We start from the raw sequence: 15,069 nt of genomic DNA, 5'->3' as shown, positions 1-15,069 counted from the left end.
GCTGTGTGGGGTGGGGGGCTACGTCACTGGGGTAGGCCCGCGAACCAGCGGACCGGCTTCGGCGCCAGGTTCTGGTAGACGTGCTTGGTCTCGCGGTACTCGGCGAGGCCCGCCGGGCCCAGTTCGCGCCCCACACCGCTCTTCCCGAAGCCGCCCCACTCCGCCTGCGGGAGGTAGGGGTGGAAGTCGTTGATCCAGACGGTGCCGTGCCGCAGCCGTCCCGCGACGCGGCGGGCGCGGCCCGCGTCGGTGGTCCAGACGGCGCCCGCGAGCCCGTACTCGGTGTCGTTGGCGAGCGCGACGGCCTCGTCCTCGGTGCGGAAGGTCTCCACGGTCAGGACGGGCCCGAAGACCTCCTCGCGGACCACCTTCATCTCCCGGTGGCACTGGTCGAGGACGGTCGGCTCGTAGAAGTACCCGGTGGCGGGCCGTTCGGCGGACGGCTCGGGGCGGCGGCCGCCCGCCCGCAGCACCGCGCCCTCCGCGAGCGCGGAGGCGACGTACGCCTCGGTCTTCTCGCGCTGTCCCTCCGACACGAGGGGGCCGCACTCGACGCCGTCCTCGGTGCCGCGGCCGAGCCTGATCCGGCCGGCCCTGCGGGCGAGTTCGGCGACGAAGCGCTCGCGGACGGACTCCTCGACGATGAGCCGGGATCCGGCCGAGCAGACCTGGCCGCTGTGGATGAAGGCGGCGTTGAGTGCCTGGTCGACGGCGGTGTCGAAGTCCTCGTCCGTGGCGCAGGCGTCGGCGAAGACGACGTTGGGGTTCTTGCCGCCGAGTTCCAGGGCGACCTTCTTGACGCTCTCCGCGGCGGCCCGCGCCACCTTCGTGCCGCTGACCAGGCCGCCGGTGAAGGAGACGAGGTCGACGTCGGGGTGCTCGGCGAGGCGTGCGCCCACCGTGTGCCCCGGGCCGGTCACGAGGCCCGCGACCCCGGCGGGCAGGCCGGCCTCGGCGAGCAGCCGTATCAGCGCGACCGTCGTCAGCGGGGTGATCTCGCTCGGCTTGACCACGAAGGTGTTCCCGGCGGCGAGGGCGGGCGCGATCTTCCAACTGGCCTGCAGGAGCGGGTAGTTCCAGGGGGTGATCAGCGCGCAGACACCGACGGGCTCGTGCACGACGACGCTGTGGACGTCGGCTGACCCGGCGTCGACGACCCGTCCGCCACCCTCCCCCACGACGAGGTCGGCGAAGTACCGGAAGGCGTCCGCGACACAGTCGATGTCGACCCGCCCCTCTTCCAGGGTCTTCCCCGCGTCGCGGCTCTCCAGGAGTCCCAGCTCCTCGCGGTCGCGGACGAGGAGGTCGGCGACGCGGCGCAGCAGCGCGGCGCGCTCGGCGACGGGGGTGCGGGGCCACTCCCCCGTGTCGAAGGCGTGGCGGGCGGCGGCGACGGCTGCGTCCGCGTCCCGCTCGTCGCCCTCCGCGACCACGGCGAACGGCTTGGCATCCGCGGGATCGAGGATCTCGCGGGTGGCACGGGAGACGGCCTCCCGCCACTCTCCACCCACGTGAAGGGTCTGTTGTGCCTGCTGAGCCTGGTGCGCTTGGTGTCCGGCCATGGTCGGTGTTGCCTTCCGTTCCTGTTCCGTGCCCCTGCGTGCCCGTGTGTCACACGCGTGTCGCTCTCGGGGACCGGGAGCGCCTGCCCCTCGACCCGGAATGCATGCACAACCAGTGACCGAAAGTGCCCGGCGTCACTGAAAAAAGAGCAGAAATACGACCAAAAACCGCAAAACGCACACCGGCCGACTCGGTCGCCATCTCGCAGCCGGGAAGCGAACTGCAGAAGTTCCGAAGCGGTCCGGGCTTTCTTTGACTAAAGTCAAAGGATGACTCGGTCGGTGTCAGCGGAGGACGTACGGGCGCTGCGGCGCTTCAACCGGTACTTCACCCGGCGCATCGGAGCGCTCGACGACCACTACCTCGGACAGGACCGGCCGCTCGGCGAGGCGCGGCTGCTGTTCGAGATCGGGGACGGGGCCTCGCTGCGGGAGCTGCGCGGCCGGCTCGGCCTGGACGCCGGGTACCTGAGCCGGATGGTCCGGGCGCTGCAGGCTCAGGGGCTCGTGCGGGTGAGCGTCCCGGCCGAGGACAGCCGGCTGCGGGTCGCGGAGCTCACGCCGGCCGGGCGGGTCGAGGTCGAGGAGCAGAACCGGCGGGCCGACGCGCTGGCCGAGGGGCTGCTCGGCTCCCTCGACGAGCGCCGGCGCGGCGAGCTCACCGCCGCCATCACCGCCGCCGAGCGGCTGCTGCGGCTGGCCGCGATCACCGTCGAGTCCGTCGACGGTGCGTCGCGCGACGCGCGCGAGTGCCTCGCCGGGTACGCCGCCGACATCGACGCACGGTTCCCGGAGGGCTTCGACCCCGCCGCCCTCGTACGGCCCGACGAGGTGTCGGGGGTCTCGGGCGCCTTCCTGGTCGCGTACGAGGAAGGGCGTCCCATGGGGTGCGGGGCGCTGCGCAGGCTCGCACCGGACACCGGCGAGATCCGGCATGTGTGGGTGCGGCCCGAGGCCCGGCGGCTCGGCCTCGCCCGCCGGATCCTCGACGGACTGGAGCGGGCGGCCGTCGCGCGCGGGTACGGCGTCGTGCGCCTCGACACCCACGCGGTGCTCACCGAGGCGCAGGCGATGTACCGGGCGTGCGGCTACACCGAGATCCCGCGCTACGACGACAACGTCTACGCCGCCCACTGGTTCGAGAAGCGGCTGCCAACCCGTCGGAGGACCCGCGGAGGATCGGCGCAGAACTGACGGAGGACTAGGTACTGCTCGCGCAGTTCGTGTCGGCGGGGCAGAAGGAGTTCAGGGCCGTGGTGAGTGGGCCCGTCATGTCCACGCCCTCGGGGCCGCTCGCGTTGATCGCGTAGAGCGTGCCGTCGGCGGCCCGGAAGCGGTGGTCGACCACGTGCGTGGCGCCCTTCTGCGGGCTGTCGTAGCGGTAGGTGACCTCCGTCCAGTCGGTGCCGTTCTGCCGCTCGATGAGCCGGTACCCCGGGAGCTTCTGCGAGATCGCCTCGGCCTGGGACGACGACTCCGCCAGGGAGCTCTCCTTGACCTCGAACAGCATGAGCCTGCTGCTGCCGCCGGGGGCCGTGTAGGTGACGACCGGCGCCAGCTTGCCCTGGACCTCCTCGCGTACCCAGCCGTCGGGCACGTCCACCGTGTAGCCCACCGAATCCACCGACCTGCTGTAGCCGGGCAACGGCTCCGGGGTCGTGGGCTGCGTCGCCGGGTCGCTGGACCCGCCCGAACCGGCGTAGATGTCCGGACTCCCGGAGGTGTACCCGGTGTCCGGGGAAGGAACGCTCTGGGTCGCGGTGACGGTCACCGCCGGGCGCGACGGGTCGGCGCCGGTGTGCCCGGACGAGTCGCCCCTGGTCAGCGCCCACACCGCACCTCCGACACCGCCCGCGAGGACGGCGACGGCCACGATCACCACCAGCAGCCGGCGCGAGTCCGTGGGGGCCGGACCCCGGCCGCCGCCGGAACTCCCGCCGGGCCCGGACCACGACGGTGGTGGCAGGGGCGTCTCGGGCGGGCGCGGTGGCCCCGCCTGGGTCGTCGCCGACGCCCACCACTGCTGCTCCGCGTCCGGCGGCACCCCGCCACCACCGGCCCCGCCCCTGCCCTGCCCGCCCGCGCCGTCGTCGTCGACCCACCGCTGGCGGTCCTCGTCCCACCGTTGCGCCACCTCGTCACCCCGTTCCCACTAGACCCGACCCGCGCCGACCGCTATCCAGCCAGCTGCGCGATCACCTGCACCACGGCCGCCGTCGACGCCAGCCCCGCCACGGCCGCGGCGGCGGTCTCCAGGCGCATCCGCAGCCGGCCGAGCCGCGCCGGGTCCGCCTGGCCCGTTCTCTCGATCTCTCCCTGCACCACGGCCAGTTCGCCGTCGAGGCCGGTCGTGTCGTCGGTCTCCGTGAGCAGCCGCAGATGATCGCGCAACGTGCGGACGGCCTCCAGGAGCGCCACGGTCGTCTCGTCGGCGCCGGCCGCGGGCGGCGCCTCGTGATAGTTCGCGGTGCCGTGGTCGCCGAAGTTCACCGCACTGCGCGTGATCCGGTCGACCCGCCCGCCCGAGCCCTCAGTCATCCCTGTTCCCCTCGTTGTACGACGCGCCCCCACTGCCCATGGAGACGGCGCTCTTGCTGATCCGGCCCACCGCGGTGCCGCCGCTCATCTGCCCGATGAACTGGCCGCCCGCGGCCACGTTGAAGATGTTCTGCTCGAAGCTGCCCGTCTCACAGCCGCTGCGCCGCAGCGCCTCGCGCACGCCGCTCGCGATCCGGTCCTCGACGGTCTTGATGTAACGGCTGACGTCCATCTCCTGGAACAGCGACAGCCGGTCGGTGCTGCCCATCTCCCGCACGGACACCAACGGGGCGTCCGGCGGGGCCTGTTCGGGCCGGGCCAGCCAGGTGCGCAGGCACTGGACGAGGGTGCGCAGCATGGAGAACCCGGCCACCACGCCCGTCGCCGGGGCGGACAGCACCGTCCGCAACACCTCACGCCCCGTCGCGCCCTCCCCGGAGGCCGCGATGAAGTCGACGCGCCGGTACTCCTCGAAGATCGGCCCCAGCACGTGCGGCACGACTTCCAGGACCAGCATCCCGCCCTGCGTGTGGACGCGGACCAGCACCGAGACCACCACCTGCTCGTCCCAGGCGCCGACCCTGACCCGCAGGAAGTGACGGCGCGCCTCGCCGCCCTCGTCCACCGCCCCGTCCAGGTGCAGCCGGGCCGACGACGGCTCGTACACACCCTGATTGCGGCCCACGCCGTACGGCAGGTAGACGAACTCCTCGACCTCCAGGTCCTTGAGCCGGTCCCGGCTGGTGCGCGCGGCGGACTCCCGCAGCGCCTCCAGCTTCGGTACGACCAGGTCGAGGATCTGCCGGTTGGTCAACTGCACCGGCGGGCGGCGTCCGTTCGCCGAACCGTCGCCGGTCTGCTCGGGCAGCTTGCCGTTCAGGCCGTCGAACGGCTTCTTGGCGGGGGTGATCTCCATCGCGAACGACCAGGGCTCGTACGGCTTTCCCGCGCCGACGAACGGCCGGTGGGCGTCGTAGAGCGCCACGGACGCGTGCTGCTCCCAGGTGACGGCCCGCGCGACCCGGAGCTGACGCTCGCTGCCCATGGGCAGCGCCACGGTCGTACGGGCGAAGGCGTCCCGGGACAGTTCGACGCTCATGACCGCGGCCACCTGGGAGCGGTGGGCACCGATCACGAAGGTGAGCAGGAGCGGGAAGATCACCAGAAAGGGGTCGTGGAGCAACTGGGTGAACGCGTACACCCAGTAGGCGAGCTCCGCGGCCCGCGCCATGAAGGTGAGCCCCCAGGCGGTCGCCCTGCGCGGCAGCCGCAGCCGGGCGGACTCGTCCCGGCTCGCGGCGTACATGCTCATGCCCCACCCGGACGCGACCCGCGCGGACCACAGCAGAAAGCAGACGGCGGCGTAGAAGAAGACCGCGAGGGCGCCGAACGCCTCCGCGAAACCCTGGGGTCCCGCGTCTGCGACGCCGGTGGCCGCCCGGACCATCTCCACCAGGAAGAACACGACCCAGATGGCCAGCAGCCCGAGCCCGGTCAGCGCCTCCCTGCGGCGCGCGCGCAGCGCGTGCGCGAGCACGGCGACGACGTCGACACCGAGGGACGGTGCCGCGGGCCGCTCCTCGTGCCCTATGAGTTCGTCGATGACCCGTGCCCGGAACACGGTGTCCAGATGTACTCCGGCACACAACAGCCGTGTCGCCTCGCTGTGTGCGTACCGTCTCTCCGATTCCGTCACTGGGACCACCCCCGTGTGTCTCCCCCGGTCGCGCCCCAGCTCTCTTGAGCAGCCCTGCGCTTCCCTACCGGACCGTACGTCACGACGATAGCGAGAGTTACTCCCCGTGCACCCCCGCATACAGCGAGAAAGCACGTACGTTCGATGCGTACTTTCTGTACGCATGCGTCGGCCCCGCCCGGAGCACTTCCCGGGCGGGGCCGATGAGTTGCGAGTGACTCAGGTGAGCCGGGTACGTCAGATCAGACCGAGACCGCGGACCGCGTCGCGCTCCTCCTCGAGCTCCTTGACGGAGGCGTCGATACGGGCGCGGGAGAACTCGTTGATGTCCAGGCCCTGGACGATCTCGTACTGGCCGTCCTTGGTGGTGACGGGGAAGGAGGAGATGATCCCCTCGGGCACGCCGTAGGAACCGTCCGAGGGGATACCCATGGAGGTCCAGTCACCGTCGGCGGTGCCGTTGACCCAGGTGTACACGTGGTCGATCGCGGCGTTGGCGGCCGAGGCGGCGGAGGACGCGCCACGGGCCTCGATGATCGCGGCACCGCGCTTGGCGACGGTCGGGATGAAGTCCTCGGCGAGCCACTTCTCGTCGTTCACGACCTCGGCGGCGTTCTTGCCGGCGACCGTGGCGTGGAAGATGTCCGGGTACTGGGTGGCGGAGTGGTTGCCCCAGATGGTGAGCCGCTTGATGTCGGCGACCGTCGAGCCCGTCTTCTTCGCGAGCTGGGTCAGCGCGCGGTTGTGGTCGAGGCGGGTCATCGCGGTGAAGCGCTCGGCCGGTACGTCCGGGGCGGCGGCCTGGGCGATGAGGGCGTTGGTGTTGGCCGGGTTGCCGACGACGAGGACCTTGATGTCGTCCGCGGCGTGGTCGTTGATGGCCTTGCCCTGCGGCTTGAAGATGCCACCGTTGGCGGAGAGCAGGTCACCGCGCTCCATGCCCTTGGTACGGGGGCGGGCGCCGACGAGCAGCGCGACGTTCGTGCCGTCGAAGGCGACGTTCGGGTCGTCCGTGATGTCGATGCCGGCGAGCAGCGGGAAGGCGCAGTCGTCGAGCTCCATCGCGGTGCCCTCGGCGGCCTTCAGCGCCGGCGTGATCTCCAGGAGGCGCAGCTTGACCGGCACGTCCGCGCCGAGCAACTGGCCGGAGGCGATGCGGAAGAGCAGGGCGTAACCGATCTGGCCGGCCGCGCCGGTGACGGTGACGTTCACGGGAGTGCGGGTCATGGCGTTCTCCGTATGACAGCAGGCGGTGGGGCGTCCCTGCCCCGGGGTGCAGGATCGTCCCCTGCGTCCACCGCAATGATCGATCAAAGGAACCGATGATCGATCTCTCGGCGTCAAGAGAGATCCGCCGTCAGGCTATCGCGCATCCAGGATCCCGGACGGCCGGGTCCCGTGTGGCCCACCCCACAACCCCCCGGCGGGGCGGCCGTCGGTCCGGGAGAGGGTGACGCGACGACCGCCGTCGGGGTGACCGGCCGGGGGCCGGATCCCGTGGGGGTACGTTGCGCCTGCCCCAACGGCGCCGGAACATTCCTGGGCATCGGCTTTCGAGGGTGGGTTTCTTCGACTGCGGGTGAGCGGGGGTTGCTCCCGCAGTTCCCCGCACCCCGGGGGACGGCGCTGCACCCCGAAATTCCGGCCGCCTGTTGCCTTTTGCCTTTTGGCCGACGGTTGGTGGGTGGGGCTCTTGTCGGCCGACGGTTGGTGGGGGGCTCTTGCTCGCGCGGCCCCTCGGGGGTTTCCTCGACTGCGGGACGGTGGGGGCTGAGCGCCAGTTCCCTGCGGGATGCTGCCACGTCCGCGGAACGGTGGGGGCGGGGCACGCAGTTCCCCGCGCCCCTGAAAGCCTCGGCTCGACCGGCGTTCGAGGACGGGGCCGGAGGCCGACGCGGGGGGTCCAGGGGGCGCAGCGCCCCTGGCGGGGTCGAAGGGGCGGAGCCCCTGGGGGAGGGGACGGGTAAGGGCGGCGGGGGCGAGGGACCGTGTTGTGCGTGCCCACCCACCCCAGCCGATCCCCCCGCTACTTCACTTCGTGCAGCCCTTCTGGCCCGATTTCAACGTGACGCACGCCTTCGCCTCGGCGGCATCCTTCACGGCGATCATCGGGGTGTACGCATCGGTGGCGTTGTCGACGGTCCCGGTCTGCTTGGCAGCGGTACCGGCCGTCACCTGCACCGAGTCACCGATCACGGCCTGGGTGATCCGGGCCCAGGCCGCGGCGCAGGTCTTGCTGTAGCGCACCTCGACGAGAGTGGTCCCCACGGTGATGCTGGTGCTGGTCGTCGCCAGCTGCCCACCGCACCCCATGTTCTCCGGGTCCTTGCCCGTGCAGTCGGCGCCACTGCACTTCACCCCGGCCGGCAGATCGGGATTGACCGCGGCGGACGTCGAGGGCGTCTTCGGCGCGCTCGCCGCCTTCTTGCCGTCGCCGCCCCCGGTGAAGTACACGGCCGCGGCTATCACCACGAGCGCACCCACAACCCCCGCGAGGAACATCGTCAGCCGCCGCTTACGCCGCGCCGCCACGTCCGGGCCGGATCCCCCCACGGGCGCACCCGGCCCACCGGCACCGACAGACCCGGCCGCACCCACGGAACCGCCCGGCCCCGACGAACCCCCAGAACCCGCGGAACCCACAGAACCCGCGGAACCCCCCGGCCCCACGGCCCCCGTCGCCGGAGTCGACGGACCGAACCGCCCCCCGTCATCGGACGGCGTGGCGACGACCCCCCAGCCCCCGCCACGCGAGCCCCCACCGGACGAAGGCCCTCCCGAAGACCCGCCCGAAGAGGACCCGCCGTACCCGGCACCCCCACGCGCCCCGCCCCCGAGCGACGACGAAGAGCCGAACGACGAGTCCTCCACCTCCGTGGCGGACGGCTGCGGCGGCACCGTCGGCGACACCCCCGCGGGCCCGGCGATCCCCGGCGTGATGCCGGGCGTCGCGGTCGCGCTGCCCCCCTTGCGGGCCTGCTTGCCGTTGCTCCCCTTCGCCGGGGGCGCCCCGAACTCCCCTAGCGCGGCGCGCGCCTGGGAGATCCGGATCGCTTCCATGGTCATGTCGTGGCGCATCTCCGAGCGGCTCCACGCACGCTCGGCCAGCTCCCACATGGTCGTCAGATGGATGGGATTGGTCCCGGTCACCTCGGCCAGGGCGACGATCGCGCCCTTGGGCGCGAGGAGCCGACCGTTGAGGTACCGCTCCCAGGACGTCTTGCTGTAGCCCGTACGGTCGGCCACCGCGGCGATGCCCAGCCCGCTCCGGTCGACCAGTCGGCGCAACTGGCTGGCGAACTCCCTGACCTGCGGATCGAGTTCATCCGGCAAGTCCCTCCAACGAGGCATTACTGCTCCCCCTGCTTCTTTCCCCCCGTACGTGCCTGACTGTTCCCCCGCGTGTTTCGGCACCCGTCCGCCGAGTCCCCCGGCCCCGCCGGTCCCCGTTCTGGCTACCCACAGGGATGCGATCGGTCAGGATCTCAGTTCCCGGGATGGGGGCGCACGGGAGCATTCGGGCCCGGGCATGCACCGTTGCACGCCCCACGGGCTGCGGCCCATTGTCCCATCGACGTCATGCCCGCCAATCGGACCCTCGTCCTCCGCAACAGGACGTCCGATACCGTCCCGATTGGCCACGCTATCCGGGTTGTTGGGATGGATCAGGGTAAATCCTTGAACTTGTCAAGACATCGACACAACGGGAACACAGGTGCGACCTCACCCGTCACGAGAACGCTCAGCTCACCCGAGGGTGACGGCGCCCACGACGGCGGCGAGGAGGATGACGACGGCGAGGAGGGCCGCGTAGAGGAGGAGGCGGGGCGTACGGGGCCCGGCGGGCCGCCGGGACGACTCCTCGTCGAGCAGGTCCCACCACGGGAGCGTGGGGTCCTCCTCGTAGCCGTCACGGCCACGCGCGGCGGAATCGGCGCGCGCGACGGGAACGCCCTGCACGGCCGGGACGGAGGCCTCGGCGCCGGGAGCGGATTCGCCGCCGGGGACAGAGACGGGGCCGGGGACGGGGCCGGGGACGGGGCCGGGGACGGGACCGCCCGCCGGTACCCGTACGGGCGGCCCGGACGACACGGGCGGCACGGGCTCGCGCGGCCAGGCCCGCACCGCCAGTTCCCAGCGCACCCCGAAGCGTTCGGTCTCCTCGCCCGCGACACCCGCGACCCGGCACAGGGCGACGACCGCCTGCCGCGGCGGCGGCTGGCTCGCGTTGAGGTAGCGCTGCCAGGAGGACTTGCTGTACGCGGTGCGCGTGCCCAGCGCGACCAGGCTCATCCCGGTGCGGTCCTTGAGCAGCCGCAACTGCTCGACGAAGTGCCGTACCTCCGCCGGAAGCTCCTCCGGCAGCGGCTGCCAGGCACTCATCGCTTCACCCACCTCCCGCGGCGCTCACCAGGCGCCCCGTGTCGTTCCCTGTGAGCGATTGACGGCGCCGGGCGGTGGACGGTTCCCGTCACGCGGCGCGGACACCGTGGCGGAATGGTCACTTCCGTGCCACAGGGAACTGACGGCTGTTGTACAGGCGGTGCCTATACAGAAGGGTTGACCCGGGCGGTCCGGCCGCCCGGCCGCGGCCCGTCCTTACTGGGGGAGGGGACGGGCCGCGCCCTGCTTCAGGGCATGCGCGGGGGTCTCAGCGGACCGTGAAATGCAGCGTGTCGTCCAGGAACGGGATGACCAGCCACGGGTTGGGCTGTGCCATCAGCGAGAGCAGCACGATGGCGACGCCCAGCACGCCGTACGTGAGCATGTCCGTGAAGCGGGAACGGACCGCGAGCATGCCCACGTCGGGCAGCATCCAGCGCATCACGGCACCGGCCAGCAGCGCGGCGCCGATCAGGATCGTGCCGAGCCGGAACACGTCGAGGGCGGTCAGCAGCAGGCCGAGTCCGACGGCCGACAGCACGGCGAGGATCGGCCACTGGCGGGCCGGGGCCGGGGCGTCGCCGCCCGCCGCCCGGCCGCCGCCCTCGGGCCGCGCGGTGTCCCTCGTGAACAGGGGAAAGCGCCTTGTGGTGCGGCGCGGCTTCCCCTCGGCGTCGGGCGCGCTCACGGCGTCGAGCGCACCCGGCTCGCCCTCGGCACCCTCGGTCTCCCGCACACCCGCCACGCCGTTCACGGACCCCGCCTTCCCCGAACCGGCCACGCCGTTCACGGACCCCGTCTTCCGCACGACGGACTCACCGCCCACGGACCCCGCCTTCCGAGGACCGGCCTCACCGTCCACGGACCCCGCCTCCCGCACGACGGACTCACCCTTCACCGCCCTCCGCACGGCCGACCCGCCGTTCACGGACGCGGCTCCCCGTACGGCCGACTCGGCGTCGGAGCCGGTGTCGGCGTCGGAGCCGGCGTCGGAGCCGGCGTCGGAGCCGGTGTCGGCGTCGATGTCGCGGGCCGCTGCGTCCTCGGGGCCGCTGTCAGCCGACACTGCGCTCCGCCGCTTCCACCACGTTGACCAGCAGCTGGGCGCGGGTCATCGGGCCCACGCCGCCGGGGTTCGGGGAGATCCACGCGGCGACCTCGGCGACGTCCGGGTGGACGTCTCCGACGATCTTGCCCTCGGCGCTGCGCGAGACACCGACGTCGAGGACGGCGGCACCCGGCTTCACGTCCTCGGCGCGGATGAGGTGGGCGGACCCGGCCGCGGCGACGATGATGTCGGCGCGCTTCAGGTGCGCGGAGAGATCACGGGTGCCGGTGTGACACTGGGTGACCGTCGCGTTCTCGCTGCGCCGCGTCAGCAGCAGCGGCATCGGACGCCCGATCGTCACCCCGCGGCCGACGACCACGACCTCGGCGCCCTTGATCTCCACTCCGTAGCGGCGCAGCAGGGTGAGGACGCCGTTGGGGGTGCACGGCAGCGGGGCCGGCTCGTTGAGGACCAGCCGCCCGAGGTTCATCGGGTGCAGGCCGTCGGCGTCCTTGTCCGGGTCCATCAGTTCCAGGATGCGGTTCTCGTCGATGCCCTTGGGGAGCGGGAGCTGGACGATGTAACCGGTGCACGTGGGGTCTTCGTTGAGTTCGCGCACCACCGCCTCGATCTCCTCCTGCGTGGCGGTCGCGGGCAGTTCACGCTGGATGGAGGCGATACCGACCTGGGCGCAGTCGCGGTGCTTGCCCGCGACGTACTTCTGGCTGCCGGGGTCGTCGCCGACCAGGACGGTCCCCAGGCCGGGCGTGACGCCCTTCTCCTTGAGAGCCGCCACGCGGGCGGTCAGATCGGACTTGATCGCGGCTGCGGTGGCCTTGCCATCGAGAATCTGGGCGGTCATGACCCCATCCTCGCGGATGACCCGCTCCCGGTTCCAATCCGGGCGCCCCTTTCCCCCTGTGACCAGCCGAGATCAGCCGAGATCAACCGTGATCAGCGATGTTGCACTTGCACAACACCTGCACAACACCATCGGAAGGGCTCTGGACAAATAAGTAAGGCATTGAGAACGATGAACATCACAGTGCCGCGGACAGTACCGGGGGGACGGACCGCTCTGTAGAACTCTCCTCCGCACCTTGCCGCGCGTCCCCGCACCAGGCAACGGAGGAACACCCGCCATGAGTTTCGGCGACCCGAACAACCCCTACGGTCCCCCGCAGGGCCAGCCGGCCGGCTACCCGCCCCAGGGCCAGCCCGGCTACGGCTACCCCCAGGGCGCCCCGCAGCAGCCCGGTTACGGCTACCCGCAGGCCCCGCCGATCGGCCAGCAGCCGTACGGCGGCTACCCCGGCGGCGCGATGGAGATGCCCGGCACGGTCAAGGCCGCGCGCGTGATGCTGTTCGTCATCGGCGGTCTCCAGGTGCTCGGCGCCGTCCTGATCGCGATCTCGGCGCTCGCCGTCTCCGCCGCGAAGAACAACGCGGACCTCAAGAACGACGTCCAGTTCCAGCAGCTCGCGGACTACTCGGCCGGTGTCCTGTGGGGCATCACGGTCGCGGTCCTGGCGTGGGGCGTCTTCGCGATCTGGCTCGGCGTCAAGTGCGCGAACGGCGGCAGCGGGGTCCGCATCGCCGCGCTGGTGTTCGGCATCCTCACCGCGATCCTCGGGATCTACCCGTTCATCGTCATCGGTCTGGTGCACACCGTGCTCGCCATCCTCATCGCGGTGTTCGTCGGCAAGGCGGACGGCGCCGCCTGGTTCGACCGCCCGAAGTACGCGGTCTGAGGCCACCGGCGGCACAGCCGCCACGAGGCCGACTCCGAGGCCACGAAGGCGACTTCCCGCCATTCGATTCGCTCCGAGGGCCGTGTCTCACCCTGCGCAGGGGGGACACGGCCCCAGTGCGTCTGTGTGCCGTCAACCACCCGCCGCCAAAGCGACGGGCTGCCTCCATCGGTCGGCGGGAGGCACGTAGACAGGGCGGACCGGGTCTCACAGGCCTGGTTCGCGTGCCGGAACGGCGGTGGTCTCCGCCCCTCCCCCGAGGGGGCCGGAGACCACCGCCGCGCCCGTGCGCGAGCCGCCCTCCGGGTCAGCCGCAGTTACCGGTGATCCACTGGTGGGACCGCACCTTGTAGGTACCGGCGAGGTTGCCGCCCTGCTGCTGCCGGGTGCAGCCGATCCGGCCGTTGTAGTTGGTGTTCGCGTAGAAGGCGACACCGCTGTACGACCCGGTGCCGGCGTTCCACACCGACTTCACGTTCGTCGTGGCGGCCCAGGAACACTTGATGGCGCCGCTCTGCCAGTCGGGGTCGGCGACGCTCCACGAGCACTTGCTGCCGGTGAAGTTGAAGCCGGTCCAGAAGCAGACGTCACCCGACGCGCAGTCCACGGCGGCGGCCGAGGCGGGTGCCGCCGACGCGGAGGCGGGCAGGGCCAGCGTGGTGGCGGCCGCCGCGCTGACGGCGAGGGTCGCGAGCAGCGGGGAGAGTCGGCGCGGACGACGTGTCACGGAAAGGTTCATGGGTCTGTTTCTCCTTGCGATGCGGCTGCTGGTGGTCGGACAGCCAGAAGGTGGCAACGCGTGTCCCGGCCGGGCAAGGAGACCGGGCGGGCTGGGACGCCGGGACGGCCGGACGCCCGCTACTTGGCGCGTTATCTAACCCCTGGGACGGCCGTGGGACGGCTACTGTGTCCAGCCACTGGAACGTCTGACCAGCGTGCCGTAAGTGCCAGGGGGGAACCGCGATGCCCGCGTGCCCGGAAACCGAACGGTTCGCCGCGCTGTTGCGCTCGCTGAAGAACCGGTCCGGTCTGAGTTACGAGGCCCTCGCCAAGAAGACCGGCACGGCCGGATCCACACTGCACCGCTACTGCCGCGGCACTTCGGTGCCCCAGGACTACGGCAGCGTGCACCGGTTCGCCACCGCCTGCGGCGCGACCCCGGACGAACTGCGGACACTGCACCGGCAGTGGGCCCTGGCCGACGCCGCCCGGACGGAACCGGGGACGGGGACGGAGGCCGACGCAGACGTTGTCGAGGTCGTCGATCTCGTGGACAGTGACGGCGCCGTGGAGCCGGGAGCGGTGGAGCCGGGAGCGGTCGAGCCGGGAGCGGTCGAGGTCGGGCCCGTTCGGCCGGTCCGTCAGGGCCGGTTCGGTCGTGACCAGTTCCGGCAGGGCCGGTTCCGTGTCGTGGTGATCGGCGCCGTGGTCCTGACGCTCGGTGTCTCCGCCTGGGCCCTGACGACCGATCACCCGTCGTCCGGCAGCAGCGGCGGCGGCTCCGCGGCGGACGGCCGTCTGCTCTTCTCGGCCGCCTGTCAGCCCGTGGTGGCCATGGGCCAGCACGACGCGTGCGTGGGTGAGGTACAACGGCTGCTGCACGCCAAGGGGGCGGACATCGACGTCGACTCGGACTTCGGCCCGCAGACGCTGCGCCGGGTCACCGCCTTCCAGGTGTTCAGCGGTCTCCAGCCCAACGGAGTCGTCGGGGACGCCACCAAGAAGGCGCTCTACACCTCGAACGTACGCATGACCGTCTGGCCGCCGGCGAAGGTACGGCAGCACATCCGCGCGGTCTTCACCGACGCGCCCGACGCGGCGGTCGCCATCGCGGACTGCCAGTCGTTCCTCGACCCGCTGCACATCCTGCCCAACACCAACGGCACCCGTAACTGGGGTCTGTTCCAGATCTCCGACCTGCGCCTGCGTGAGCTGGGCGGGACCCCGCGTCAGGCGCTGGACCCCGAGTGGAACATCAGGGCGGCCCAACGCCTCTGGAGCAGGAAGCGCGACTTCCACGACTGGCCGAACTGCGAGCGCGCGGTCAAGGGCGCCACCACCACCGCGCCGGCACGGTAGCGGCGGCCCACC

General features: G+C 71.8%; 13 protein-coding genes. 3 read left to right on the top strand and 10 right to left on the bottom strand.

All coding sequences use genetic code 11. From position 1 onward, the window contains the following. Positions 1-23: 23 nt before the first annotated feature. A complete protein-coding gene (locus AAFF41_RS29025) occupies positions 24-1,562 on the bottom strand; it encodes an aldehyde dehydrogenase family protein (RefSeq protein WP_343324857.1) in 1,539 nt (512 codons plus the stop codon). Between the two features lie 270 nt (positions 1,563-1,832). Here AAFF41_RS29025 and AAFF41_RS29020 point away from each other — a divergent pair, with 270 nt between their 5' ends. Further along, positions 1,833-2,756: a GNAT family N-acetyltransferase gene (locus AAFF41_RS29020; RefSeq protein WP_343324856.1), complete on the top strand. Its 924-nt coding sequence runs from the start codon at positions 1,833-1,835 to the stop codon at positions 2,754-2,756. A 7-nt stretch (positions 2,757-2,763) separates the two neighbouring features. Here the strand turns inward: AAFF41_RS29020 and AAFF41_RS29015 are convergent, their stop codons facing one another. From AAFF41_RS29015 to AAFF41_RS28980, 8 genes are all read right to left on the bottom strand, one after another. Next, positions 2,764-3,696, bottom strand: a complete 933-nt coding sequence (locus AAFF41_RS29015) for a hypothetical protein (protein ID WP_343324855.1) — start codon at positions 3,694-3,696, stop codon at positions 2,764-2,766. 41 nt (positions 3,697-3,737) lie between these two features. Then, positions 3,738-4,100: a hypothetical protein gene (locus AAFF41_RS29010; protein ID WP_075028428.1), complete on the bottom strand. Its 363-nt coding sequence runs from the start codon at positions 4,098-4,100 to the stop codon at positions 3,738-3,740. Next, the gene (locus AAFF41_RS29005) at positions 4,093-5,796 is read right to left on the bottom strand and encodes a hypothetical protein (RefSeq protein WP_343324854.1); all 1,704 of its coding nucleotides are present in this window, start codon (positions 5,794-5,796) and stop codon (positions 4,093-4,095) included. Before AAFF41_RS29005 ends, AAFF41_RS29010 begins: the two co-directional genes overlap by 8 nt. Before the next feature lie 237 nt (positions 5,797-6,033). Next, positions 6,034-7,023, bottom strand: coding sequence for a malate dehydrogenase (locus tag AAFF41_RS29000; RefSeq protein WP_266584999.1), 990 nt, complete (start codon positions 7,021-7,023; stop codon positions 6,034-6,036). A gap of 804 nt (positions 7,024-7,827) precedes the next feature. Further along, positions 7,828-9,147 (bottom strand): XRE family transcriptional regulator, encoded by a 1,320-nt coding sequence (locus tag AAFF41_RS28995; protein ID WP_343324853.1) that lies wholly within the window; start codon positions 9,145-9,147, stop codon positions 7,828-7,830. 396 nt (positions 9,148-9,543) lie between these two features. After that, positions 9,544-10,179, bottom strand: coding sequence for a helix-turn-helix domain-containing protein (locus tag AAFF41_RS28990; protein WP_343324852.1), 636 nt, complete (start codon positions 10,177-10,179; stop codon positions 9,544-9,546). Positions 10,180-10,447: 268 nt separating this feature from the next. Then, complete coding sequence (locus AAFF41_RS28985; protein WP_343326370.1) at positions 10,448-10,915, bottom strand: DUF3017 domain-containing protein; 468 nt, start codon at positions 10,913-10,915, stop codon at positions 10,448-10,450. 319 nt (positions 10,916-11,234) lie between these two features. Next, positions 11,235-12,089, bottom strand: coding sequence for a bifunctional methylenetetrahydrofolate dehydrogenase/methenyltetrahydrofolate cyclohydrolase (locus tag AAFF41_RS28980; RefSeq protein ID WP_054233749.1), 855 nt, complete (start codon positions 12,087-12,089; stop codon positions 11,235-11,237). A gap of 280 nt (positions 12,090-12,369) precedes the next feature. Between AAFF41_RS28980 and AAFF41_RS28975 the strand changes: the two genes are divergently transcribed. Continuing rightward, positions 12,370-12,978, top strand: coding sequence for a proline-rich domain-containing protein (locus AAFF41_RS28975; protein ID WP_343324851.1), 609 nt, complete (start codon positions 12,370-12,372; stop codon positions 12,976-12,978). Positions 12,979-13,285: 307 nt separating this feature from the next. Here the strand turns inward: AAFF41_RS28975 and AAFF41_RS28970 are convergent, their stop codons facing one another. Then, on the bottom strand, positions 13,286-13,717 hold the full coding sequence (locus tag AAFF41_RS28970; protein WP_060898688.1) for a peptidase inhibitor family I36 protein: 432 nt from the start codon (positions 13,715-13,717) through the stop codon (positions 13,286-13,288). 224 nt (positions 13,718-13,941) lie between these two features. On the opposite strand from AAFF41_RS28970, the gene AAFF41_RS28965 reads away from it, so the two are divergent. After that, on the top strand, positions 13,942-15,057 hold the full coding sequence (locus AAFF41_RS28965; protein ID WP_343324850.1) for a helix-turn-helix domain-containing protein: 1,116 nt from the start codon (positions 13,942-13,944) through the stop codon (positions 15,055-15,057). Positions 15,058-15,069: the final 12 nt, after the last annotated feature.

The sequence above is a fragment of the Streptomyces mirabilis genome, assembly GCF_039503195.1.
Lineage (GTDB): Bacteria > Actinomycetota > Actinomycetes > Streptomycetales > Streptomycetaceae > Streptomyces > Streptomyces mirabilis_D.
The sequence above is the reverse complement of the archived record's forward strand: the minus strand, read 5'-3'. Positions and strand labels throughout refer to the sequence as shown.